Genomic DNA, 24,207 nt, shown 5'->3' with positions numbered 1-24,207 from the left:
CACTGGACAGCGGTGCGGAGGCACCGGCGGCGCGGCCCGGTGGGTCCGATCGGCTCGGTAAGGGCCCGCCCGCCCGGGCCCGTCGCCGACGGCAGGAGAACGACGGATGTCGTTGGCTGAACGGCCGGAGAAATCCCGCCGCACATGCTTATGGAGCGCGGTGAAGACGATCTAGCCTACGGCGCATGCCTGATGTCTCCCGTCGCAAGGTCCTCGGCACCCTCACCGGTGGCGCCGCGCTCTCCCTCCTTCCCCCGTCGCTGCACCGGGCGATGGCCGCGCCGATGCCGCGCGGCGGGCTGCGCGCCATCGAGCACGTGATCGTCCTGATGCAGGAGAACCGTTCCTTCGACAACTACTTCGGAACTCTCAAGGGCGTGCGCGGCTTCGGTGACCGCACGCCGCTGCGCCTGCCCACCGGAGCGAGCGTCTTCGAGCAGCCCCGGCGCCAAGGCGGCGAGGTGCTGCCGTTCTCCGCCCGCCGGGCGGCCGTCGACGCGGGCCGCCAGGAGAGCGACATCCAGTACCTGGGGTCACTCGCACACGGTTTCTCCGACGCCAACCAGGCCCGCGCGAAGGGCTGGTGGAACGACTGGGTCGCCGCCAAGACGCAGAGCACCATGGCCTTCTACGACCGCCGCGACATACCGCTGCAGTACGAACTGGCCGACCGCTTCACCATCTGCGATTCCTACTTCTGCTCCGTCTACGGCTCGACCAACCCCAACCGCCTCTACCTGTGGTCCGGTACGACCGGTTACGAGGCGGACGGCGTCAACCGTGCCGTCACCAACGCCGCGTACGACTACGCCCACCCCGGTTACACCTGGACGACGTACCCCGAGCGCCTGGAGGCCGCGGGCGTCTCCTGGCAGATCTACCAGGAGTGGGACAACTTCACCGACAACGCGGTGGAGTACTTCCGCCCGTGGAAGGAGATCGGCCGGAAGATCCTCTCCAAGGTCACCGGCACCTACTCCACCACCGAGCAGTTCTACGACAGCCTGTGGAAGAAGACCCCGCAGCAGCGCGAGTCCGCGCTGGCCGAGTTCCAGCGGGGCGTCGACGCGCTGACCGAGGCGGAGCGCCGGCTCTTCCTGCGCGGCGCCTACCGCTCCGAACCGGACACGCTCGTCCAGCGGATCCGGTCCGACATCGGCAAGGGCACCCTGCCGAAGGTCAGCTGGGTGGTTCCGACGGCCGCCCTCTCCGAACACCCCAGCAGCTCCACCCCCGTCGGCAGCGCCAACCTCGTCTACGACCTCCTCGACGCGATCGCGAGCGACCCGGAGACCTGGTCCAAGACGGCGCTGTTCATCAACTTCGACGAGAACGACGGCTACTTCGACCACGTCCCCGCCCCCGTCGCGCCCCAGCCGCCCTCCGGCAACGGCGACGACTGGTTCGACGGCAACCCCATCGGCCCCGGCCCGCGCGTGCCGATGACGATCGTGTCCCCCTGGACGGTGGGCGGGTTCGTCAGCTCGCAGGCGTTCGACCACACCTCGGTCATCCGGTTCCTCGAGAAGTGGACCGGCGTCCACGAGCCCAACATCAGTGCCTGGCGCCGCAGCGTCTTCGGCGACCTCACCTCCGCCTTCGACTTCCACCGCGGCCACCGCCGGCCCGAGGTCCAGCAGCCCGGACCGGTACCCGCGGCGGTCGCCCGCTGGAACCCCGTACCGCCGCAGAAGCAGACACTGCCGCGGCAGGAGAGCGGCACACGCCCGACCCGCCCCCTGCCCTACCGGCTGGGCCTGCGCACCGGCATCACCGGCTCGGCCGTGCGCCTGCGGCTCGACAACCAGGGCACCGTCGCCGCCACGCTCACCGCCTATCCCGCAGACGGCACCGCTCCGCGCGCCTGGACGGTGCCCGCCCGCAAGAGCACCGACACCACGGTCGAGTTCGGTGCCGACGGCTACGACCTGCAGATCCACGGCCCCGGCTGGTCCACCTGGGAAGTGCGCGGACGCGGCGCGGGAGCCGAGGCGCACCTCGTGGAGCATCCGGCCGCCGGCCAGGTGGACGTGGTGTGCTCCAACCCCTCCACCGCCACCCGCACACTCCTCGTCGGCGAGTCGGTCTACTCCCACCGGCACGGCGAACCCGCCCGCACCGTCACGCTCGCGCCCGGCAGGTCCCGTACCGTCCGGCTCCGCCTGCCGGACCACGGCTGGTACGACATCGCGGTCCTGGACAGGGACGACCCGGCGTTCCTGCGCCGGATGACCGGCCGCCTGGCCGACGGCGAGCCCGGGGTCACCGACCCGGCGACCGGTACCGCACCGGCGCTGACCGCGGCGATCGACCTGCCCGCCGCGCTTCCTCCCCTGGACACCCCGCTCACACAGGGCAACCCGACCGAGGTCGTCGTCACCGTACGGAACCAGGGCAGCGGCCGGCTCGACGGACTCTCCGTCGCCCTGCTCGCTCCCACCGGCTGGTCGGTCGAGCGGGCCGGTACGGTCCCCCGAGGACTCGGTGCCGGGAACTCGGCCGACGTGCGCTTCACGGTCACCCCCGCGGACGGCGCCACCGCGGGCCGGCTGGTCGTCGCCGCGCACGGCGAGGGAGGCGGCCTGCTCAGGCTCGCCGATGCGCGCGTGCAGACCACGGTCGCCCCCGCCCTCAGCGTCACGCTGACCGGGCCCGCGGGCTCGCCGGGGACCGACGGCACCGTGCTCTCACCCGGCAGACCCGCCACGGTGACGGCCACCGTCACCAACGCCGGCAGCTCACCGCTCACCGGCCTGGCCGCCACACCCGCCCTGCCGGAGGGCTGGAGCGCGACGGCGAAGGGCGCCGCACCGACGTCCGTCGCGGCCCGCTCGTCCGCGACCCTGGCATGGGACGTCATCGCACCCGCCTCGGCGGCCCGCACCACGGGTCACCTCAGAGCCGACGTCACGGCGAAGCTGAAGGGCCGGCCCGTGGAGGCGTCGGCGTCCCTGCCCGCCAGGACCGGCCCCCTGATGACCGGATACCTGCTCGCGGAGGACTTCGAGTCCGTCGCGGGCGCCCTCGCCCCGGCGGCCGATCTCAGCCGGCCCGGCCTGCTCGGCTGGACCCGGACCCCGCCCGAGGGCTGGACCGTCACCAATGCGACGGCCATGCCGCAGGGCACCAGGGAACTGCAGGGCTGGACCTTCCTGTCCAAGCAGTTCTGGTTCCCCGCCGGACAGGACCGCTCGGGCTTCACCCGCTCCCTCGGCGTCGTCGCCGTCGCCGACCCCGACGACTGGGACGACACCGGCAGCCCGTCCGCCCGCGGCCGCTTCGACTCGACCCTGACCAGTCCGCCGGTGCCGATCCCCTCCGGCACCTCCACCCTGCACCTGGGCTTCGACTCCCACTACCGGCAGGAAAGCCCCCAGGAGGCAGAGGTGGTGGTCGAGTTCGACTCCGGCGCGACGGCACGGCTGCTCCACTACAGCGGCGCCTCCGCGGACAGCGCCAACCAGGGGCAGGACCAGCAGAACCGGCTGGTGCGCCTCTCCTGCCCCGTGCCGTCCGGCGCCACCTCCGCGAAGGTCAGGTTCCGGATGTTCAACGCGGGCAACAACTGGTTCTGGGCCATCGACAACGTCCGCCTGGGCACCGGCCCGATCACCGACTCCTGACGGCTCATCGGAGGCTGACGGCCCGGCAGGCTCCTGGCGGCCCGTCAGCTCTCCGAGCGGGACGTGAGAGACGCCACTGGTGAGCGGTGAGCAAAGATCGACTTCCTCCCCGTCCCCTCGACATGGAAACGAAATCGCACACTGCCGCCGGTCACGCGGTCGTCATCGGCGGCAGCGTCGCCGGTCTCCTGGCCGCCCGCGCACTGAGTTCGTCGTTCACGCACGTGACCGTCTTCGAACGGGACACGTTCCCCGCACGGACCGTCTCCCGCCGCGGCGTACCGCAGGGCCGCCAGGTGCACGCGCTGCTCACCCGCGGTGCGGTCGGACTGGACGGCCTCTTCCCCGGCTTCATCGACGCCATGACCGCGGCCGGTGTCCCCAGCGGTGACGGGCAGGCGGACTTCTCCTGGTTCCTCGACGGCCACAGGATGGCCCGAGCGGTGTCCGGGCTGCGCGGCTTCGGTGTGAGCAGGCCGCAGGCGGAGCGGATGATCCGGGACCGCGTCCGGGCCCTGCCGAACGTCTCCCTCGTCGACGACACCCAGGTCGACGGACTCCTCGTCGACGACGGCCGGGTGGCCGGGGTACGGATACGGCGGCACACGGGCGCCGAGGAGACCGTTCCGGCCGAACTCGTGGTGGACGCGGCCGGACGCGGTTCCCGCGCCCTGTCCTGGCTCCGGGAGTCCGGCTACCCGGTCCCGCGGCGGACGGCCGTCAGGACGGACGTCGTCTATGTGACGCGGCACTACGAGCAGGAGCCCGGCCTGCTGGACGGAAGGCTCGGGACGACGGTCGTGCCCTTTCCCGGTCAGCCCCGTGCCGGAGTGGTGATACGGCAGGAAGCCGGCCGCGTCGCGGTGCTGCTGGCCGGGCTGCTCGGCGAGGAACTTCCCACGGACGACGCCGGGATGATCGAGTTCGCCTCGACCCTGGCGGGGCAGGACGCCGCCGACGTGCTCCGTTCCGCCACACCCGTGGACGAAGCCGTCAAGATGCGCTACCCGGAGAGCACCCTCCACCATTTCGACGAACTGGACCATCACCTCGGCGGATTCCTCGTCGTCGGCGACGCGCTGTGCAGCTTCAACCCGATCTACGGCCAGGGCATGACGGTGGCGGTCATGGAGGCAGAACTGCTGGAGTCCCTGCTCCAGGAGGGCGACCGGCAGGACCTGGCGCCGCGCTTCTTCAAGGCGGCGGCCACGCTGCTCGCCGATCCGTGGGCCCTCGCCACCGGCGGTGACCTGCGTTTCCCCGAGGTCGAGGGCGAACGCGGCCCGCAGGACGACGAGATCAACGGATACCTCGACCGGTTCCGCGCTTCCGCCGCTATCGACCCGGTCCTGGGCACGGCGTTCCTCCGGGTGGCCAACATGATGGCACCCGTCACCTCCCTGCTCAGCCCGGACCTGGTCGAACGCACCCAGCGGCCCCGCGCACAGTAGAGACCCGGAACCCGGCCGCCCCGACCCACCACCCGCGGACCGGGTCCGCTCCCGGGGTACCGCCCCCGTCCCCGGAGACCGTCGAACGCCCCGCGAACCCGCCGGTGTGGGGCGCGGGCGGGCGGGGGAATCACTTCCAGCCGTTCTGCGCCGGTGCCAGGGCGCGCGGCGGTGCCCTGGAACTCGGCGCGTGTCCGAAAGCCGCCGCCCGGGACCGGGGCCGGGGCGCGACCTCGTGACCGGCCCGCCCGTGCTTCGTTGCACCCGGGGAATGGCTGCTGAGCTGAGGAAGGTGGACGTGTGATGGGTCTGGGTCCGGATGCGGTTGTCCTGCCGGGGCTTCGGGGCCGGATCGCCGCGGTGGCGGGTGCGCTGGCCCTGCTGGCGAACGTGCTCCTCGTGTCGACCGCGGCGCCCGCACAGGCCACGGCCTACTGCGGAACGCACCAGGTCGTGGGCGACATCGAGCAGAGATACCTCCGGATGGGCGGCCCCGGAGGGGCGCTCGGATGCCCCCTCACGGACGAACTGGTCAACCCCGACGGCTTCGGCCGGCGATCGCAGTTCGAGCACGGAACCGTCTACTGGTCCGCGCGCAGTGGTGCCTGGCCGGTGTGGGGAGCGATCGGCGACTACTGGTGCGGCCAGGGGTGCGAGGCGGGATGGACGGGCTACCCCACCGGCTACGAGTACACGGTGGGCAACGAGATCCGCCAGAACTTCCAGTGCACGGTCATCCACTTCCAGGACCTCGGTGGAGGAACGACGAAGACCTGGACGGACGGCAACACCTGCGCCTGAGACCGTTCCGGACCATGGTCCCCCTGACGGGGCGGCAGTTCGCGCAGCAGACGGCCCGCGCACGGGTGGCCATGAGGACGGGGGCCCGATCGGCCGACTGGCGTGGCGGCACGGCGAGGACGAGTTCGGCGCAGGCCGGTGACGGGGCAGGCGGCGCCCGGTCCACCGGCCGGGCGCCGCTGCCGCGGCGGGAAGGGGGCGGTCCGTCCGCCGCCGGATTCAGCGGCCGAACCCGATGTGGGCGGTCAGCCGACGACCTTGAGGCTCTTGGGCCACCCGATCCGGTCCAGCAGCCGGAACAGTTTCTTGATCTCTTCGGGACGCATCTTGATGCAGCCGTTGGAGAGGTAGTCGTTCGGGTTGTCGTCGGTCCACTTGCGGGGCTCGCTGCTGCCCTGGGAGCCGTCCCGGTTCATCTCACTGTGGATGAACAGTTCCGTGCGCAGCCGACCGGTGCCGTTGTGGCAGCGCTTGTCGGCCAGGCGGATGGCATAGCCCTTGATCTGCCGGCCGTTGTACGTCCGGGTGTGCGAGCCGACCGAGTAGGTGCCGTCGGGCAGCCAACCGCGGCCGGAGGCGCACTCGTTCCGGGTGATTCCCGAGCCCGCGCGAAAGTCGGCCCAGACCTTGCTCCCCTTGATGACGGACAGCCGGGAGTAGGCCGGATGCTTGCTGTTCTTGTCGAACTTCAAGGAGACGGCGCCGGTCGCGTCAGCGCCGGCCACAGCGGGGGAAGCCGGTACCTGGGCCTGTGCCGCGGGTGTCAGGCCGGTGAGCAGGGCAGCGGACGTCAGCACGAGGGAAGCGGTCGCGGACCGCGCCGTTCGTGTGATGACAGCACTCATGGTGAACCCTTCCGGGGAGGTGTGTGATGAGGCCCGTCCGGTCGTCCTCGGTACGCGCGGCGGATGCCGGTACGCGTGGGATCGAGTCAGGTCGTGGCATCGGTCCGGGCCGTGCGAGCGCCACGGCACCAGGGTCGGGGGCGGCGGGGGCGAGCACCAGAGGGTGGCGGTCGCACCTCGCCCCGTTCCTGTCCCGCTCCGCTCCCGATCTCGTGACAAGGCTTCTACCTGCGGGAAACGTCGTGTTCGGGATGACGGAGGGACAGTGACGGGGAACTCGGACGGGCGGTCCGCACCGGTCGACGGGTCCGACGCGGCGGACGGCGACCCGCGGGGGCAGCTCGTCGAGGGCCTGCGCGCGGCGTGGGCGCGGTCAGGTCTGAAGCAACAGAGCGTCGAGCACCGGCTGCGGGTCCTGCTGCGCGGGCAGAAGGTGCGGGGGATCAGCGACACGGCCCTGAGCCGCTATCTGAAACCGACGGAGACGGCGCTTCCCGCAGCAGCGGTGCTGAGTGCGCTGGCCGACGTGTTCGAGGTCGGTGCCGAGGAGAGCGCCCGGTGGCAGGAGCTGCGCGAGCAGGCACACTGTGCGCGAAGGCGCAGCCGGTACCAGCGGACGGCCCCTGACCGGCCGGCCGCCTCTCCTTGCGAGGACCCCGCGGAGCCACGGCCCGCTCCGCGGACCGGGCAGAGCGAGGCCACTGCTTCTGCCCCCGCTACGGCCGCTGCCAGGGCGGAGTCCGGCTCGTCGCCGCGTCAGGACGGCCGTCGCCGGCCGTCGCCGCGAGCACGGACGGCGGCCCTCGGGGCGGGTGTCGCGTTGGGCGTCGTCGGCGCCGCGATCTGGAACGGCGAACGGCCGGTCGCGGAGCACACCGTGCCGTCCCGGGCCGTCTCGGCGGCTCCTGCGCAGCCCGCACCCGCTCCGTCGGGGACGCTGGAGAAAGGGTCGCTGGGGAGCGACAGCCGGTGCAGCGTCCCGTTCGCGGGGCCAGAGCCGACCGTCTGGCGGGTGTGCGCCCGAGTCACCGACGACCGCGTCGCGTTCGCCGTCAAGATCACCAATCCGGGACCGCGCCCGGTCGGCGCCACGGTCCGTGTGCAGTACGCCCACCACCGTGAGTTCCACGCGTGCCCGCGGGCATCGGGCGCCTATGCCGTCACCGTGCCGGCCGGCGGGACGTTCATCACGGACCCTGCGAGGTGTTCCGTTCCCCGGCGGACGGTGTACATCGCCTATCAAGGGGTGGGCTGGGTGGTTCCCGCGGGCTCCGCGGCCGGTTCCTACGAGCTGTCCCCCACGGCGCACGTCCGTTCGGACCGGGTCATCTGGCAGCCGGACCTGCTGCCCAGTCCACGTCCCTGGACCCCCGGGTGACCTGACCTGACCTGCCGGGGTGGAGGAGGCGTGAAGGCATCAGGGCCGGGGCCCGGGTGAGGGGCGTGGTGCAGAGCTGGTCACCCGGCGCCCGGCGGTGGTGCGTCGCGTCCCGTGCGGTGCCGGTCCAGGATTGCCTCGACGATCCGCATCAGCCGGTCCGCGGTCCGGTCGATGCTGCCGTTCTGCGTGCTGACCTGCGCGCCTTCGAGTACGAAGGTGATCTCGGCGGCGGCCTGCTCGGGGTCGGGCAGCCCGGCCCCGGCGCACATGCCGACCAGCCGGCGCGTCTGGTCGGCCTTGTGCTTCTCGATCACCTGCCGTGCCGGATGGGCACGGTCGGGCAGTTCGGCGATGGTGTTGACGAACGGGCAGCCCCGGTGCGAGATCGCCGGCAGCCCCTCGGCGATGAAGGAGGCCAGACCCAGGATCTGGTCCCTGGGCCGGCCGGGGTACTCGGCCTCGACCCGGTCGAAGGCCGCCTGGTACTCGGCGGCGACGATCCGCATCCACTCCGCGACCAGTGCGTCCTTGGTCTCGAAGTGCCGGTAGATCGCCATTTTGGTGGTCTCGGCCTTCTCGGCGATCGCCTGCATGCCCACCCCTCGGACGCCCTCCCTGCGGAAGAGCTCCTCCGCGGCGTCGAGGATGCGCTCACGAGGCGGCAGTTTCGCCACCCGGGTCGGCCTGCCGGCGGTCGATGCCATGGCTACTCCGGGACTCCGGTCGTTGGTCGGTACCACTCTCCGACTCCTCCGCGACGATACCACCGCGGGCCGAGTGATACCGACTGGTATCGTCTGGGACTCGACGGTATCGTCTTCGTCCTGTCCGGTGAGGAGTGGCAGTGGAAACAGCCGAGTACGTGAATTTCGACGCGGTCGGGCTCGCGGAGCTGGTGGCCGCGGGCGAGGTGACCCAGGCCGAACTGGAAGCAGCCGCACGCCGGGCCGCGGAGGCGGTCGATCCGCGGATCAACGCCATCGTGGAGACGTGGCCGGCCGACGGCGAACCGGGCTCCGGCAGCGGGCCGCTCGCCGGGGTCCCCTTCCTGATCAAGGACATCGGAGTCCCCATGGCCGGCAGGCGGATGGAACTCGGAAGCCGTCTGGCGGCCGGGCACGTCGCCGGGGCCGACTCCTCCCTGATGCGGCGCTTCCGCGGCGCCGGCCTCGTGACCTTCGGCCGTACCGCCACACCGGAGCTGGCCTACAGCATCACCACGGAGTCCGTGCTGCACGGCGTCACCCGCAATCCGTGGGACCCCGAGCGGAGCGCGGGCGGATCCAGCGGGGGCTCGGCCGCGGCTGTCGCGGCCGGGGTGGTCCCGATCGCGCACGCCACCGATGCCGCCGGCTCCCTCCGCATCCCCGCCGCCGCCACCGGTCTGTTCGGGCTGAAACCCACTCGTGGCCGCGTCTCCATGGGGCCCTACGCCGACGAGACCTTCAGCGGCCTGGCCGTCCACGGCAGCGTCAGCCGCACCGTACGCGACAGCGCGGCACTGCTCGACCGGATCGGCGGACCGGAACCGGGCGACCCCTACTTCGCCCAGCAGCCGACCCGGCCCTACGCGGAGGAGGCCACCCTCCCTCCGGGCTCCCTGCGCATCGGTGTCCTCACTCAGGCATGGGGCGGACGCCGCACCACCGCACCGGTGGCTGACGCCCTGTCGCGCACCGTGCGTCTGCTCGAATCCCTCGGCCATCGGGTGGAGGAGGTCACGGTCGGCCTCGGCGCCGCCTGGGAGGAGTTCGTACTGGCCGTCGCGCGTGTGTTCACGGTCAACCTCGCCGCCTCGGTCGACGAACTGGCCGCCGCCTTCGGCCGGCCCGTCGACTCCTCGACCCTCGAACCGGTGACCCTCGCCGGGTACCACTACGGGCAGCGGGTCAGCGGCGCCCAGTTCGTCTCCGCTCTCGCCATGCGGAACCAGGTCGCCCGCAGCCTGGCGCGGTACTTCGCCACCCACGACCTGCTGCTCACCCCGACCCTGCCGGAGCTTCCCGCGCCCTTGGGCAGCCTCACCGAGGGCGCCGGGGCGCTCGACGGCCTCGGCTGGATCGACCGCGTCGCCGACCGCTCGCCGTTCACCCTGCCGTTCAACATGGCGGGCACGCCCGCCATGTCCGTGCCGGTCACGGCCGACACCGGGACGGGGCTTCCGGTCGGCATGCAGTTCGCCGCCGGATACGGTCTCGAGAGTCTCCTCTTCCGCCTCGCCGGCCAGCTCGAGCAGGCGAGTCCGTGGTCGGGCCGGACCCCCACGGTCTGGGCCGGGAACGGCACGGAGCACTGAGTCCGGCCCGAAGGGCGCGGCGGTGTCCGGTCGGGCACGGCACCGTGCCGTGCCGTCGGCCGGCCCCCGGGGTCACAGTGCGGTCGCCGGGTAGCGCACGAAGAGGATGCCGTGCACGTCGCCGTGCGGGGCGCTGTAGAGGTGCACGGTGTCGGCGGGCCAGCACACCGACCCGCCCGGACCGACGCTGCTGGGCGCGGCCGGGTCTCCCACGACGGCCGTGCCGCTGAGGATCATCAGGCTCTCCGTCGTCCCCGCGACGTGCGCGGCGGACTCCTGGGTGGCACCGGCGGCGACGGTGATCCGGAAGACGTCGGTGACCGTCTCGGGGGTCTCGTGCCGTTCGATCAGGACCGCCGTGACCGCACTGCCGGAGACGGCGGCCTCGTGCTGTGCGGCGCCGGAGGGCAGGTCGTCGCTGAGTACCGCGCTGAGCGGCCGGTTGAGCGCGGTCGTCAGCGCGTAGAGGGTTTCGAGCGTCGGGTTGCGCGTGCCGCTCTCCAATTCGGAGAGGGTGCCCTTGCCCACTCCTGAGCGCCGCGCCAGCTCCGAGAGCGTCAGGCCCCGGGCGGTGCGCAGCGTGCGGAGCCTGCGCCCCACTTCGTCGTTCAGCCCCATCGCCGGATCGCGCTCCCGCTCTCGTCGCCGTGTTGACGGGTCTCGGCCCTCCTGCCTAGTGTTCCACAAACAGAACGTTCTGTTTACGGAACGCTCGTGGGCGCCCCTGCCGGGCGCCCACCGCAAGCCGCCGTCCCGCCCGCCCCGGAAGTTGCCCCGTATGCCCTCCTTCACCGACCGCGTACGCGCGGCCGCCCCGCCCTCGGCCGTGGCGGCCGGCCTGATCGCCGTCACCGTCGGCGTCACCAGCTCGGCCGCGCTCGTGTTCACCGCGGCGAAGGCGGCCGGCGCCGGCCCCCGGGAGATCGGCTCCTGGATGCTCGCGCTCGGCGTCGGACTCGCCCTCACCTGTGTCGGCCTCTCGCTGCGCTATCGCGCACCCGTCGTCACCGCCTGGTCCACACCCGGCGCGGCCCTCCTCGCCACCAGCCTCACCGGGGTGTCGATGGCGCGGGCCGTCGGCGCGTTCGTCCTCTCGGCCCTGCTCGTCCTCCTCACCGGCCTGACCGGGTGGTTCGCCCGCGCCATGGACCGCATCCCCGTACCGCTCGCCTCGGCCCTGCTCGCCGGAGTGCTGCTGCGGTTCGGCACGGGCCTGTTCAGCACGATGCACGGCAGTTTCACGGTCGCCTTCCCCGTCTTCGTGCTCTACGTGCTGGCACGCCGCATCGCTCCTCGGTACGCGGTGCTGCTCGCCCTCGCCGGCGGCGTCCTCGCCTCGGTCCTCACCGGTGGATGGCGCCTGGACACGCTGCGGGTCTCGCTCGCCGCACCGGTCCTCGTCGCCCCGGACTTCGACTGGAAGGTCCTGATCAGCGTCGGCGTGCCGCTGTTCGTGGTCACGATGGCCTCGCAGAACCTGCCGGGAGTCGCCGTGCTCCGCGCCTCGGGCTACAGCGTCCCCGTGTCCCCGCTGATGACGTGGACCGGAGCGGTCAACGTCCTGCTCGCCCCGTTCGGTGCGTTCGGGCTGAACCTCGCCGCCATCACCGCCGCCATCTGCACCGGTGAGGAAGCGCACCCGGACCGGACCAAGCGGTACACCGCCGCCGTGTGGGCCGGGGTCTTCTACCTCTGCGTCGGCGTGTTCGGCGCCACCGTCGCCTCCCTGCTCACCGCCATGCCGCACGCCCTGGTGCTCGCGACGGCGGGTGTCGGTCTGCTGGCCACCATCGAAAGCTCCCTGACCACGGCCCTGTCCGACAAGAACGCGCGGGAGGCCGCCGTCGTCACGTTCCTCGCCACCGCCTCCGGCGTCACCCTCCTGGGCATCGGCTCCGCCTTCTGGGGACTGCTCGCCGGCGCTCTCACCGCCCTCGTCGCGAACGCCGGACGACGCGGCACGGCGACGCCCGCGGGCCCGGCGGCGGCCCCGCCACCCGCACAGAACCGCCCGGCCGAGGCTCCCTCTCCGTAGGCGCCACCGGGCCCGGCGCCGACGGGCCCGGTGGCGCGGCGGCGAGATGCCCGCCGGCCGCCACCGCACCGTCCACGCCCGGACGGTGCGGCAGGCGCCCGGGCGGGCACGGTCACGTGACCCCGCGTCTATCGTCCTTCCGCGGCGTCCTCCCGGCGGGCCACCGCCACCCCGACGGCACCCACGACCAGCAGGGCGGCGACGGTGCCCAGGGTGAAGGTCTCGAACGAGGCGCGGGAGACGCCCCAGACGTCGTGGAAGGCGTAGCCGATGCCGAAGAGGTGCTCCAGCACCCCGGGGAAGAGCGCCGACCAGGACCCGATCACGATCCAGGCGTACACGAGCGCCGCGCACAGCAGGAAGCCGCGGGTGCCGAAGGGGACCCGGTAGGGCCGCAGGACGTCCGGACGGCGCAGCCGCAGCAGGACCAGGGCGGGCACGACCACCAGGTAGGACAGCAGCAGGGTGGTCACCGCGACGGTGAGCACCACGGCGAAGACATCGGCCGCGTCGCCGTCCGCGAGCCGCATGGCGGCGAGCATGAACACCGTGGCGACGACACCGGAGAGCAGATTGGTGCGCACCGGGGTGCCGAGCCGCGGATGGAAGGCGCCGAGGGCGCGGGTGAAGAAGCCGCCGTCGGCGGCGGCCATGGCCTGCATGCGGTCGCTGACGATCATCCAGGCGCTGCCCTGGGTGAGCAGGGCGAGGACGAACATGACGGCGGTGATCTTCAGCAGGGGGCCGGCGGCGGCGCCGTAGACGCCGAAGACGAGGCGGGCGCCTTCCATGAAGCCCCCGATGCCGGTGACCTGGCGGGCGGGGACGACGGCCAGCAGGGCGAGGACCGGCAGCAGGTAACAGCAGGCCGCGACGGTCGCCGAGCGGCCGAGTGCGGCCGGCACGTCGGCCTGCGGGTCGTGCATCTCCTCACCGGCGGCGTTGGGCGCCTCGAAACCGACGTAGGCGAACAGCAGGATCGGCACCAGGGCGAGGAAACCGGCGGTCGTCGGGGTGAAACTGGTGCCGGTCAGGCCGTGGAAGCCGTGCCGCACGCCGTAGAGCACCGCGGTGAGGGTGAACAGGGCGAGGGCGAGGACCTTCATCGCCGCGCCCGCCGTGGTGATCCACTTGCCGCGCCGCAGGGAGACCACGGCCGTGAGGATGGCGACCCAGACGAAGAGGAGCTTGAAGACGTAGTCGGCCACCGTGCCCGACCCCAGGTGGAAGACGAAGCCGTCCCAGGTCTGCGCGGCGAGGAAGACCAGCGAACCGCCCAGCCAGATGGGGTTGGTGACCCAGTACATGAGGGTCGTCAGCGCGGCGGCCGGCCGGCCGAGGGCGAGCTTGACCCACACGTACGGGCCGCCCTCCTGGGGGAACGCGGCGCCGGTCTCGGCGAACAGCAGCGCGTAGGGGACGAGGAACAGCAGGGCGATGACCGCCGTCCAGGTGGCGGCCTCGCCGCCGCCGGTGGCGATCTGCCCGACGGTGTCGAAGGAGATCACCGCGGCGATGGCCATGGCGGTGATGTCGAAGCGCTTGAGGCTGCGCTGCAGGGCGCCGCCGGGCTCGGGCCGCGACGCTCGGGGTTCGGTCGTCGAGAGGTTGGAGGACACGGGCAGTTCCTAGGAGGGGAGAGGAATGACTGCGAGGAGGCGCACGGAAGAGCGCCGCTACGGTGTGGGGTCCGTGTCGGGTGGTGCGGGGCGGGACACCGGCGGGGGAGGCCCGGTCGTCACGGGCCGGACCGCCCCCGAAGGCGCCGGACGCGCCGGAGGCGTCAGGCGGCGCGGATCTCGCCCGTGGGCCCGGTGCGCTCCAGCACACCGCGCAGCGCGCGGGCCACTTCCCCGGCCTCGGCCTCGGTCATCACGAGCGGCGGGGACAGCACGAGGCTGTGCGCGGAGTCGCGTACGATCACGCCGGTCTCACGGCGGATGACGTCGTGCGGCATCCGGTCGGGGTGCAGCGGCAGGGGTGCGCGGGTGGCGCGGTCCTGGACGAGTTCCACGGCGAGCATCATGCCGACCGAGCGGATCTCCCCGACGACGGGCAACTCGCCGAGCTGCGCCTGGAGTTCGCCGTGGAGGAAGGCGCCAAGGCCCGTCGCGCGGGCGAGCAGCCCCTCCTTCTCGATGATGTCCAGGTTGGCGGTGGCCACCGCGGTGGCGACGGGGTGCCCGTTGTAGGTGTATCCCATCGGGAAGCCGTGGTCGCGCAGCAGCACCTCGGCGACGTGGTCGCCGACCAGGAGCGCGCCGAGCGGGACGTATCCGGAGGTGATGCCCTTGGCGGTGACGATGATGTCCGGGGTGACGCCGAAGTACTGCGCGGCGAACCACTCACCGACGCGGCCGTAGGCGGTGACGACCTCGTCGAAGATCAGCAGGATGCCGTGCCGGTCCAGGACCTCGCGCACCCGGGGCCAGTAGTCGGCGGGCGGGACGAGCATGCCGCCGACGCCCATGATGGGCTCGCCGATCATCGCGGCGATGTTCCGCGGGCCGATCTCGGCGATCCGCTCCTCCAGCTCGCGGACCAGGAAGTCGGTGACCTGCGCGGGGCTCAGCGGCTGGTCGCCGTACAGCTCGCTGCGGTACGGCCACGGCGGGGTGAGGTGGGAGACGTGCGGCATCATCGGGGCGAAGCCCTCGTGGTAGACCGGGAAGCCGGTGGCCGAGCCGCCGCCGTAGCCGATGCCGTGGTACGCCTTGCTGCGCGCCAGGATCCAGGTGCGGCTGCCCTCCCCGCGCCGGTGGTGGTGGTAGCGGGCCATCTTGATGGCGGCCTCGTTGCCCTCGGAGCCGCCCGAGGTGAAGTAGACGTGGTTCATGCCCTCGGGGGCGAGGGAGGCCAGGCGCGCGGCGAGTTCGATGGCGCGCTCGTTGGAGAACTCCCAGAAGCTGGTGAAGTACTCCAGCTTCTTCATCTGCTCGTGGGCGACGTCGGCGAGTTCGGTGCGGCCGTGGCCGACCTGGGCGAGCCACAGGCCGCCGGTGGCGTCGAGGTAGCTGCGGCCCTCGGTGTCGGTGAGCCGGCAGCCGGAGCCGGCGGTCATGACGACGCGCTCGGTGGCGCTGCCCGGCAGGTAGGGGTGGATGATGTGCGCCCGGTCGAGGCGGGTGAGATCTGCGGTGCCGAGGGTCATGAGTGCTGTGTCCTTTGTCCGTGGCGGTGGGCGGGCGGTGTGGCCGGTGCGGTCAGGAGTGGGTGATCCAGGTCGTCTTCAGGCCGGTGTACTTGTCGAAGGAGTGCAGGGAGAGGTCGCGGCCGTGGCCGGACTGCTTGAAGCCGCCGAACGGGGTGAACGGGCTGAGCGCGTCGACGGTGTTGACGGAGACGGTGCCCGCCCGCAGGGCGTCGGCGACGCGGTGCGCCCGGCCCAGGTCCCGGGTCCACACGGAGGCGGCGAGCCCGTAGACGGAGTCGTCGGCGAGGCGGACCGCCTCGGCCTCGTCGTGGAAGGGCAGCACGGTCAGCACGGGGCCGAACAGTTCCTCCCGGACGAGCGGGGCACCGGGTGCGAGGCCGGTGACGACGGTGGGGTCGAGGTAGGCGCCGTCGCGGCCGGGACGGGTGCCGCCGCACACCACGGTGCCGCCCGATGAGTGCACGGCCCGCAGGACGCGGTCCGCCTGGGCCTCGTCGACGAGCGGTCCGAGGCGGGTGGCCGGGTCCAGCGGGTCGCCCGGCAGCCAGGTGCGGGCGTGCTCGGCGACCCTCGCCGTGAAATCCCCGGCGACGGACGCCTCGACCAGCAGGCGCGTGGTGGCCGAGCACACCTGCCCGGCGTTGTAGACGAAGCCCCAGGCGGCGCGCTCGGCGGCCGCCTCCAGGTCCGCGTCGGCGAAGACCACGCACGGGCTCTTGCCGCCGGCCTCCGGCCACACCTGCTTCATGTTCGACTCGGCCGCGTAACCCAGGAACCGCTTGGCCACGGCCGTGGAGCCGGTGAAGACCAGGGAGTCCACGTCCGGGTGGAGGCCGAGGGCCCGCCCGGTGGTCTCTCCCGGGCCCGGTACGACGTTCAGCACGCCGTCGGGAAGGCCGGCCGCCGAGGCGAGTTCGGCCAGCAGCAGTGCCGACAGCGGGGACTGCTCGGCCGGCTTCAGCACGACGCTGTTGCCCGCGGCCAGGGCCGGCGCCAGTTTCCAACTGGCGATGTCCAGCGGGAAGTTCCACGGAACCACCGCACCGACGACACCCAGCGGGGCGCGGCGCACCAGGGCGAGGTTGCCGGGCGGGGCCGGGGCGACCTCGTCGTAGAGCTTGTCGACGGCCTCCGCGTACCAGGTGAAGACGCCGGCCGCGCCGGGCACGTCGGTGCCGTACGACTCCGCGACGGGCTTGCCCATGTCGAGGGTGTCGCACAGGGCGAGTTCCTCGCCGTTGTCCTCGATGAGGCGGGCGAGGGCGAGCAGGACCCGCTTGCGCTCCGCCGGTGCGGTGCGCGACCAGCGGCCGTCCTCGAAGGAGGCGCGGGCCGCGGTCACGGCCCGGTCGACGTCGGCCGCCGAGCCGGCCGCCACCCGGGCGGTGGTCTTGCCGGTCGCGGGGTTCACGGTGGGGAACCACTGGTCGCCGTCGGGGTCGGCCCACGCGCCGTCGATGAACAGACGGGTGCGGGGCGTGAGGTCGGCGGCGCGCTGCCGCCAGTGGGCGTACGTCTGCATGCTGTGGCCTTCGATCGCTTCGTGGACGCCGGGTCCTCGCGAACCGGTGCGGGTGGACCGGCGCCGGCCGGGCCGTCCCGGGGGCGCCGCCCGGAGGTGGCGGAGGCGTGCGAGCGGGGCAGGGCCCGGCGGAGCGGGTCCGTCCCGGCTCTTCTTCGGCTTGCTCGGTTTCTTTGAGCCGAGATTCAAACAATAGGTGAACCCACCGTCAATGCCTCTGGCACGAACTTCTTGCGAAAGCTGACTCAGGTGACAGAGAATCGGCCGTCATGGGGAAAGCGGGCAGACCACGCAACCAGACGGCACGCAGGCAGGCCCTCGTCTCCGCGGCGGGACGGGCCATCGCGGAGCGCGGGCTGGAAGGACTGCGTATCAAGGACATAGCGGACGCGGCGGGCGTCTCGCAGGGCTCGGTCCTGTACTACTACCCGGAGCTGGACGACCTCGTCCTGGAGGTGCACCGGGGCGCGGTCGAGAGCTACCTGGAGTCGCGGCAGCGGGCGTACGACCAGGAACCCGCGGCAGGGCCCGCGGCGCGGCTGCGGGCCCTGCTGTACAGCGGCCTGCCGGCCATGACGGACGATCCCGTCCACGGACTGCTGTACGAACTGCACCGGCGCGCCGGCCGCAGCCCGGGCCACGCCGAGCTGATGACCTCCCTGTTCGCCCGGGAGGTGGCGCTCTACACGACCGCCCTGGAGGTCGGCGCAGCGACCGGCGCGTTCTCCCTCGCCGCGTCCGCGCACGACCTGGCGCACGGGCTGGTGGCCCTGGAGGACGGGTACGGCCTGCACGTCGTCAGCCGCAATGCGGCGCTGCGTCCCGAGCGGGCCCAGGAGCTGATCCTGGCCCACGCGAGGGCGGTGACGGGCTGCGCAGGGCTGTAGGCCCCGCGGGTCCGGCGAGCGGCCGGCGGCTCAGGCCCCGCCGCCCAGGGCGGCGATCTCCCGCAGCAGGTCCATCACCGCCCGGGCGCGGGCGGTCTGGTTCACGCCCCCGAGGGTGGCGATCTTGACTTCGAGGGCGGGGCCGCCGTCCCGGAGCCGGAGTTCCGCGACCTCGCCGCCGCCGTAGGTCTGGCTGGTCGCGGGCCGCTGGTTGAGCACCGAGTAGCCGAGCCCGCGGGCCACCAGGGAGCGCACGGTCTCGTAGCTCTGGGTGCGGTAGCGGACGTCGGGGGCGGTGCCGGTGGCGGCGACCAGCGAGCGGAAGTAGTCGCGGCTGTGGGGCAGGTCGAGGAGGACGAGGGGTTCCGCCGACAGTTCGGCCAGCTCCACACTGTCCCGGCCGGCCAGCGGGTGGCCGGCGGCGACGATGACGTAGGCCGGGGCGCGGGCGATCGTCTCGCTGTGCAGCTCCGGATCGGCGGACAGACCGAGGCCGTAGGTGAGGGCGAAGTCGATGCGCCCGGACGCCAGGGCCTGGACGAGCTGGTCGGTCTCCGCCTCGACCACGTCGATCTCGATGCCGGGATGGCGCCGGGTGCACTCGCTGAACAGGGGCGGCAGGTAGGAGGGGGCCAGGGTCACGAAACAGCCGACGGCGACCGGCCCGGAGAGGGTCTCGCCGTCTCCCCGGGCCTCCCGCTCGATCTCGCGGGCGCGGGCCAGCAGATCCCGTGCCTGCTGCCGCAGCCGCTCCCCGGCGGGCGTGAGGGTCAGGCCCCGCCCCCGCCGGCGGATGAACAGCTGCACCTGCAGGTCCCGCTCCAGGTTGTAGACGGCCGTGGAGACGGCGGACTGCGCGATGTGCAGCTGTGCCGACGCCTCCGTCATCGAACCGCGTTCGGCCGCCACGAGGAAGTAGCGGAGCTGAACGAGCGTGAAACCCACTGGTGCCGTCATACGTGACCCTCGCGCCTGGTGACCGGTGTCGGTGCCGACCCTATGCGGCACTGTCCACCGGGGTCTCGCGGGCAGGCCCCTCGGCCACGTCCTCGGGGTGCAGCAGCGCGCACCCGGCGGTCTCCCGCAGGGTCAGGGCGGCGACCAGGCCGGCGAGCGCGAACACCATCAGGTACGGGCCGGGCACCAGGGTGCTGCCGGTCGCGGAGATGAGCACGGTCATCAGGTACGGCACGGTGCCGGCGAACAGGGCGGCGGTGATGTTGTAGGAGATGGACAGGCCGCTCTGCCGGGTCCGGGTCGGGAAGGCCTCCGCCGACCACACCGCGTACGTGCCGAGGATCGCCGCCAGGATCACGCCGAGCAGCAGACCTGCGGCCCACGTCCCGGCGAGTCCGGTCCGCATCAGGAGGAACGCCGGGGTGGAGACGACCAGCAGGGCCGCCGTCGCCCCGACGAACACCGGCTTGCGTCCCACCCGGTCGGACAGCATGCCGAACAGCGGCACGAGCGCCAGCCCCAGCAGCGAGATCACCGTGGACAGCAGGGCGGCGCTGTCGGCCGAGTGGCCCAGGTGGTCCGTCTCGTAGGTGACGAGGTAGGTCAGCACGGCGTAGAAGGGCACGTGCATGGCCGCCATCAGGCCCGCCGCCTGGAGGAGCTGCTGCCGGTGCGAGCGCAGCAGCTCCCGCACCGGGCTGCGCGGGACGGAGCCACCGGCCTCCAGCATCCGGAACTGCGGGGTGTCCTCGATCCTGCTGCGGATGACGAAGCCGATGACGCCCAGCGGCGCGGAGACGAGGAAGGGGATGCGCCAGCCCCAGGACGTCAGCTGGTTCTCGTCGAGCCCGGCCGACAGCAGCAGGAACACGAACGAGCCGGCGAGGAAGCCCAGCAGGGAGCCGGCCTCCAGCCAGCTCACCCCGAAGCCGCGGCGGCGCCGGGGCGCGCTCTCGGCGAGGAAGCTCGCCGCGCTGCCGAACTCCCCGCCCGCCGCGAACCCCTGGACCAGGCGCAGCACCAGCATGAGCACCGGCGCGGCGATGCCGATCGACGCGTAGCCGGGCAGCAGGCCGATCGTCAGGGTCGCGCCGGACATCATGAAGATGACCAGCGACAGGGTGCGTTTGCGGCCGATGCGGTCGCCCAGCGGCCCGAACACCAGGGCACCGACGGGCCGGATGCCGAACGACACCGCGAACACACCGAACACCGCGAGCAGCCCGGTCGTACGGTCCTGGGCCGGGAAGAACACGGTCGCGACGGTGCCGGCGAGATAGGCGTAGGCCGCCCAGTCGAACCAGTGCACGAACACGCCGACGGCACCCGCGATGACGCTCCTGCGCAGTGCGACGACGTCGGTCGCCGCCTCGACGTCGGCCGCCGTGCCGGCGCCGTCGTGCGGGCCGGCGCTGTTGTAGGTGCGCATGCGCGCCTCCTTGGGGGATGGGTGGAGAAGCCGGAGCTGTGCGGGTGCTGCCGACGCCGTGCCCTTCAGAGCACGGGCAGGCCGGTGAGGGAGGCGGGACTGGTCAGCTCGCGCAGTTGCGCCTCGGTCAGCAGCTCGCGCTCGCGTACGAGGTCGAGGGCGGGTCTGCCGGTGTGGTGGGCCTCCAGCGCGAGGGCGCAGGCGGTCTCGTGGCCGAGGGCGGGGCTGAGCGCGGTGACCAGGCCCACGGAGGCCGCCACGGTCCGCGCCAGCCGGTCGCGGTCGGCGGTGATGCCGCGTACGCAGTGTTCGGTGAGGACGGCGATCCCGGCGGTGAGGTGGGCGAGGCCGGCGCTCAGACTCCGGAACACGACCGGCTCGAAGGCGTTGAGCTGGAGCTGTCCGCCCTCGGCGGCGAGCGTGACCGTCACGTCGTTGCCGATGACCTCGAAGGCGATCTGGTTGACCGCCTCGGGGATCACCGGGTTGACCTTGCCGGGCATGATCGACGAACCGGCCTGCCGCGCGGGCAGGCTGATCTCGCCGAATCCGGCCTGCGGCCCCGAGGACAGCAGCCGAAGGTCGTTGCAGATCTTGGACAGTTTCACCGCGATACGCTTGAGCACGCCGGACAGCTGGACGAAGACACCGACGTCCTGGGTGGCCTCGATGAGGTCGGGCGCGGACACGAGCGTCCCGATCCCCGTGAGCCGGCGAAGGTGCTCCAGGGCGCGTTCCCGGTAGCCCGGGCGGGCGTTGAGCCCGGTCCCGATCGCCGTCCCGCCGAGGTTCAGCTCGTGCAGCAGCACCCTGGCCTCGGCGAGCCGCTGTTCGTCCTCGGCGAGAGTGGCGGCGAACGCGCCGAACTCCTGGCCCAGCGTCATCGGAACGGCGTCCTGCAACTGGGTGCGGCCCATCTTCAGCACGTCGGCGAACTCGGCGCTCTTGGCGGCGAACGCCTCGCGCAGGAGGGCCAGGGCGGCGAGCAGTTCGGCGATGTGCGCGTCCAGCGCCAGTTTCACCGCGGTCGGATAGACGTCGTTGGTGCTCTGTCCGAGGTTGACGTGGTCGAGGGGGTGCAGGACCGCGTACCGGCCGCGGGAGTGTCCGAGCAGTTCCAGGGCGCGGTTGGCGATCACCTCGTTGGCGTTCATGTTGGTCGAGGTGCCCGCACCGCCCTGGATGAGGTCGACCACGAACTCCTCCCGCAGCGCGCCCTCCCGCAGTTCGGCGCACGCGTCCGCGATGGCCGAGGCGAGGGTGGCGTCCAGGGCGCCGACCTCGGCGTTGGCGAGGGCCGCGGCCTGCTTCACCGCCGCCAGGGCGCCGATCAGGTGCGGCCGGGCGGCCACGGTCTCCCCGGTGAGGGGGAAGTTGACCACCGCCCGGGCGGTGTGGGCCCCGTAGTAGGCGTCCGCCGGCACGTCGACGGCACCGAGCATGTCGTGTTCGGTGCGGTACCCGTCCGTCCCCGTCATGCCACCGCTCCTTCGTGCGCCGTGCCGCGGTCCACGCCGGTCCACGCCAGTGCCGTCGCCCCGTCGAGCAGGGCCCGCTGGGCCGTGGCGCCCACGCAGTACGCGGCGAACTCGTGCTGGTGGTTGGTGGCGGGCAGGGAACCGATGCCGATGTAGGGGTGGATGGCCGGGACCACCTGCGAGACGTTGCCCATGTCGGTGGAGGCGCGGTTCATCCGGGCGGCCTGGCCGGGCGGTGCGAACTCCCGCCCGAGGGCGAGGGCGTTGGCGCGGTAGTGCCCGAGGGCGGACTCGTCCGTGCGGAACTCGGCGTACGGCTTGCTCTCCGGCTCGATCTCCAGCTCGCAGCCGGTGGCGAGGGCGCCGGCCTCGAAGGCCCGCATCACCCGCGGTTCGAGCTCGGCCAGTTCGGCGAGCGTCTCCGCGCGGACGTACCACCGGCCGCTCGTCCGCTCCGGGATGGCGTTCGGGGCGTCTCCGGCGTGGGTCACCACCCCGTGCACCCTGGCCGACGCCGGCAGTTGCTGGCGCAGCAGGCCGATGGCGACCTGGGCCACGGTGAAGGCGTCGGCCGCGTTGACCCCCGCCTCCGGGTAGGCCGCGGCGTGCGCGGACTTCCCGGTGTACGCGATCCTGGAGTGGCTGACGGCGAACGGGCGGGCCTCGGCGACGTCGACCGGCGCCGGGTGGACCATCATCGCGAGGTCCACCCCGGCGAAGGCGCCCCGCTCCAGCATCTCGATCTTGCCGCCGCCGCCCTCCTCGGCCGGGGTGCCGTAGACCTCGACGGTGAGGCCGGCCTCGTCGGCCACGGCCGCGAGGCCGAGCGCGGCTCCCACCGCGGACGCCGCGATGAGGTTGTGCCCGCACGCGTGGCCGAGGCCCGGCAGCGCGTCGTACTCGGCGCACAGCGCGATCCGCACCGGCCCGCTGCCGTACCGGGCCAGGAACGCCGTCTCCAGACCCAGGTAGGACGAGGTGACGTCGAACCCGGCGCGGTCGAGCGGCTCCGGTACGGCGGCGGCGGCCCGGTGCTCCTCCCAGGCGGTCTCCGGGTCGGCGTGCAGCCGCTCGGACAGCGCGATCAGCTCCTCGGCGTGCCGGCCGACCGCCCGCCGGGCCGCCTCCTTCAGAGCGCCCCTCTCGGGCCGCTCCCGCGGCGCGCCCTCCACGGACCGCCCTTCCCGCGCGCCCATCACAGGTCGCCCGGGACGCCGTAGGAGGGGGCGGAGGCGGGGTCGAGTCCGCGCCGCACGTAGTCGTCCCGCTGCGGCAGCCAGACGCCGAGGAGTTCGCCGAGCCGGTCCACCGGGTCCTCGGCCCAGTCCACCCGCAGGTCGGTCACCCGCCACTTGACGTCCGCGACGACCGCGAGGCCCGCGGAGTGCACCGGCCCCTCCTCGCCGCCCGCCGCTACGGCGGCCTTCAGGGCGGCGAGCAGGCGCTCCTCCAGCTCCCCGGCGGCCGCCGCGTAGGCGTCGAGGAGGACGCCCGGGATGTGCTCACCGGACAGCAGGTTGCCGGCCGCCACCGCGCCGTCCGCGGTGGCCGAGGCGTACGTGCCGAGCGTACGCGCGCCGCTGTGCGCGAACCCGGGCCCCGAGCGGCCCAGCACGGTCAGCTGCCGGTACTCGATGGTCTTCGCGTTCCGGGCGGCGCCGGTGACGCCGGCCAGGGCGCGTCGCGCGTCACCGTGGTCCGCCAGCCCGTCCAGCAGGTCCGTGCCGAGCGTGGGGTCGGTGATGTTCTGCGAGGTCGCCGCGCCGACGCCCGGCCGCAGATGGGTGACGCGGGCGGCGACCGCCGGGGACGACGAGCAGGCCACGATGCCGAAGCGTTCGCCGTCGCGTACCACCAGGGACATGGTCATGCCCGGTCCTCCCCGGGGATCACGGCGATCGCGTCGATCTCGCACAGCCACTCCGGGCGGGCGAGAGCGGAGACCACCAGGCCGGTGGAGATGGGGTGCACACCCTTGGTCCAGCGGCCCACGGTGCGGTACACCGCCTCGCGGTAACGCGGGTCGACGAGGTAGATGGTCAGCTTGACCAGGTGCTCCATGCGGCTGCCCGCCTCTTCGAGCAGCATCTTGATGTTGGCCATGGCCTGCTCGGCCTGGGCCTCGGCGTCGCCGATGCCCACGGACTCGCTGGTGTCCAGGTCCTGGCCGATCTGCCCCCGCACATACACGGTGTCGCCGGCGACGACGGCCTGGCAGAGGTCGTTGTCGAGGTTCTGCTCGGGATACGTGTCACGCGTGTTGAACGGCCGGATCCGGGTGTGCCCGCCCGCGACGACCGGGTCCTTCACCCGGCCGCGGCCCTCGCTCGTGGAAGTCATCGACTGCT

General features: G+C 72.8%; 19 protein-coding genes. 7 read left to right on the top strand and 12 right to left on the bottom strand.

Going from position 1 to position 24,207, the window contains the following annotated elements; translation table 11 throughout:
* Positions 1-185 precede the first annotated feature (185 nt).
* From IG64_RS37560 to IG64_RS37555, 3 genes are all read left to right on the top strand, one after another.
* Positions 186-3,623, top strand: coding sequence for a phosphocholine-specific phospholipase C (locus IG64_RS37560; protein WP_051812715.1), 3,438 nt, complete (start codon positions 186-188; stop codon positions 3,621-3,623).
* A 122-nt stretch (positions 3,624-3,745) separates the two neighbouring features.
* Positions 3,746-5,074: an FAD-dependent oxidoreductase gene (locus IG64_RS11925; RefSeq protein ID WP_037854883.1), complete on the top strand. Its 1,329-nt coding sequence runs from the start codon at positions 3,746-3,748 to the stop codon at positions 5,072-5,074.
* Positions 5,075-5,377: 303 nt separating this feature from the next.
* The gene (locus tag IG64_RS37555) at positions 5,378-5,875 is read left to right on the top strand and encodes an LGFP repeat-containing protein (protein WP_051812713.1); all 498 of its coding nucleotides are present in this window, start codon (positions 5,378-5,380) and stop codon (positions 5,873-5,875) included.
* A 245-nt stretch (positions 5,876-6,120) separates the two neighbouring features.
* Here IG64_RS37555 and IG64_RS11915 read toward each other — a convergent pair whose 3' ends face one another.
* A complete protein-coding gene (locus tag IG64_RS11915; RefSeq protein WP_051812710.1) occupies positions 6,121-6,720 on the bottom strand; it encodes a L,D-transpeptidase in 600 nt (199 codons plus the stop codon).
* Positions 6,721-6,985: 265 nt separating this feature from the next.
* On the opposite strand from IG64_RS11915, the gene IG64_RS11910 reads away from it, so the two are divergent.
* Positions 6,986-8,098: a helix-turn-helix transcriptional regulator gene (locus IG64_RS11910; RefSeq protein ID WP_037854881.1), complete on the top strand. Its 1,113-nt coding sequence runs from the start codon at positions 6,986-6,988 to the stop codon at positions 8,096-8,098.
* Positions 8,099-8,178: 80 nt separating this feature from the next.
* Here IG64_RS11910 and IG64_RS11905 read toward each other — a convergent pair whose 3' ends face one another.
* On the bottom strand, positions 8,179-8,805 hold the full coding sequence (locus IG64_RS11905) for a TetR/AcrR family transcriptional regulator (RefSeq protein WP_037854879.1): 627 nt from the start codon (positions 8,803-8,805) through the stop codon (positions 8,179-8,181).
* A gap of 140 nt (positions 8,806-8,945) precedes the next feature.
* Here IG64_RS11905 and IG64_RS11900 point away from each other — a divergent pair, with 140 nt between their 5' ends.
* Positions 8,946-10,397, top strand: a complete 1,452-nt coding sequence (locus IG64_RS11900; protein ID WP_037854878.1) for an amidase — start codon at positions 8,946-8,948, stop codon at positions 10,395-10,397.
* Positions 10,398-10,469: 72 nt separating this feature from the next.
* Here the strand turns inward: IG64_RS11900 and IG64_RS11895 are convergent, their stop codons facing one another.
* On the bottom strand, positions 10,470-11,015 hold the full coding sequence (locus IG64_RS11895; RefSeq protein ID WP_037854876.1) for a helix-turn-helix domain-containing protein: 546 nt from the start codon (positions 11,013-11,015) through the stop codon (positions 10,470-10,472).
* 160 nt (positions 11,016-11,175) lie between these two features.
* On the opposite strand from IG64_RS11895, the gene IG64_RS11890 reads away from it, so the two are divergent.
* Positions 11,176-12,432 carry a benzoate/H(+) symporter BenE family transporter gene (locus tag IG64_RS11890; protein ID WP_037854874.1) on the top strand — a complete coding sequence of 419 codons (1,257 nt, stop codon included), beginning with the start codon at positions 11,176-11,178 and terminating at the stop codon, positions 12,430-12,432.
* Positions 12,433-12,560: 128 nt separating this feature from the next.
* On the opposite strand, the gene IG64_RS11885 is transcribed toward IG64_RS11890, so the two are convergent.
* The 3 genes from IG64_RS11885 to IG64_RS11875 all read right to left on the bottom strand — a co-directional run bounded on the left by IG64_RS11885 (position 12,561) and on the right by IG64_RS11875 (position 17,108).
* The gene (locus tag IG64_RS11885; RefSeq protein WP_234438479.1) at positions 12,561-14,051 is read right to left on the bottom strand and encodes an APC family permease; all 1,491 of its coding nucleotides are present in this window, start codon (positions 14,049-14,051) and stop codon (positions 12,561-12,563) included.
* A 164-nt stretch (positions 14,052-14,215) separates the two neighbouring features.
* Positions 14,216-15,583, bottom strand: coding sequence for an aspartate aminotransferase family protein (locus IG64_RS11880; protein ID WP_037854872.1), 1,368 nt, complete (start codon positions 15,581-15,583; stop codon positions 14,216-14,218).
* A 52-nt stretch (positions 15,584-15,635) separates the two neighbouring features.
* Complete coding sequence (locus tag IG64_RS11875) at positions 15,636-17,108, bottom strand: aldehyde dehydrogenase (protein WP_037854870.1); 1,473 nt, start codon at positions 17,106-17,108, stop codon at positions 15,636-15,638.
* 269 nt (positions 17,109-17,377) lie between these two features.
* On the opposite strand from IG64_RS11875, the gene IG64_RS11870 reads away from it, so the two are divergent.
* On the top strand, positions 17,378-17,995 hold the full coding sequence (locus IG64_RS11870) for a TetR/AcrR family transcriptional regulator (protein WP_037854869.1): 618 nt from the start codon (positions 17,378-17,380) through the stop codon (positions 17,993-17,995).
* 30 nt (positions 17,996-18,025) lie between these two features.
* Here the strand turns inward: IG64_RS11870 and IG64_RS11865 are convergent, their stop codons facing one another.
* From IG64_RS11865 to IG64_RS11840, 6 genes are all read right to left on the bottom strand, one after another.
* Positions 18,026-18,952: a LysR substrate-binding domain-containing protein gene (locus IG64_RS11865; protein WP_037854867.1), complete on the bottom strand. Its 927-nt coding sequence runs from the start codon at positions 18,950-18,952 to the stop codon at positions 18,026-18,028.
* A gap of 40 nt (positions 18,953-18,992) precedes the next feature.
* Positions 18,993-20,381: an MFS transporter gene (locus IG64_RS11860; RefSeq protein WP_078883940.1), complete on the bottom strand. Its 1,389-nt coding sequence runs from the start codon at positions 20,379-20,381 to the stop codon at positions 18,993-18,995.
* 65 nt (positions 20,382-20,446) lie between these two features.
* Positions 20,447-21,859: an aspartate ammonia-lyase gene (locus IG64_RS11855; protein WP_037854865.1), complete on the bottom strand. Its 1,413-nt coding sequence runs from the start codon at positions 21,857-21,859 to the stop codon at positions 20,447-20,449.
* The gene (locus tag IG64_RS11850; RefSeq protein ID WP_420709913.1) at positions 21,856-23,055 is read right to left on the bottom strand and encodes a M20 family metallopeptidase; all 1,200 of its coding nucleotides are present in this window, start codon (positions 23,053-23,055) and stop codon (positions 21,856-21,858) included. Before IG64_RS11850 ends, IG64_RS11855 begins: the two co-directional genes overlap by 4 nt.
* A complete protein-coding gene (locus IG64_RS11845) occupies positions 23,055-23,729 on the bottom strand; it encodes a DUF1028 domain-containing protein (protein ID WP_037854863.1) in 675 nt (224 codons plus the stop codon). The genes IG64_RS11850 and IG64_RS11845 overlap by 1 nt, the downstream gene beginning before the upstream one ends.
* Positions 23,726-24,199 (bottom strand): RidA family protein, encoded by a 474-nt coding sequence (locus tag IG64_RS11840; protein WP_051812708.1) that lies wholly within the window; start codon positions 24,197-24,199, stop codon positions 23,726-23,728. Before IG64_RS11840 ends, IG64_RS11845 begins: the two co-directional genes overlap by 4 nt.
* Positions 24,200-24,207 lie beyond the last annotated feature (8 nt).

Origin of the sequence: Streptomyces sp. NRRL S-340, assembly GCF_000720185.1 — a bacterium.
Lineage (GTDB): Bacteria > Actinomycetota > Actinomycetes > Streptomycetales > Streptomycetaceae > Streptomyces.
The sequence above is the reverse complement of the archived record's forward strand: the minus strand, read 5'-3'. Positions and strand labels throughout refer to the sequence as shown.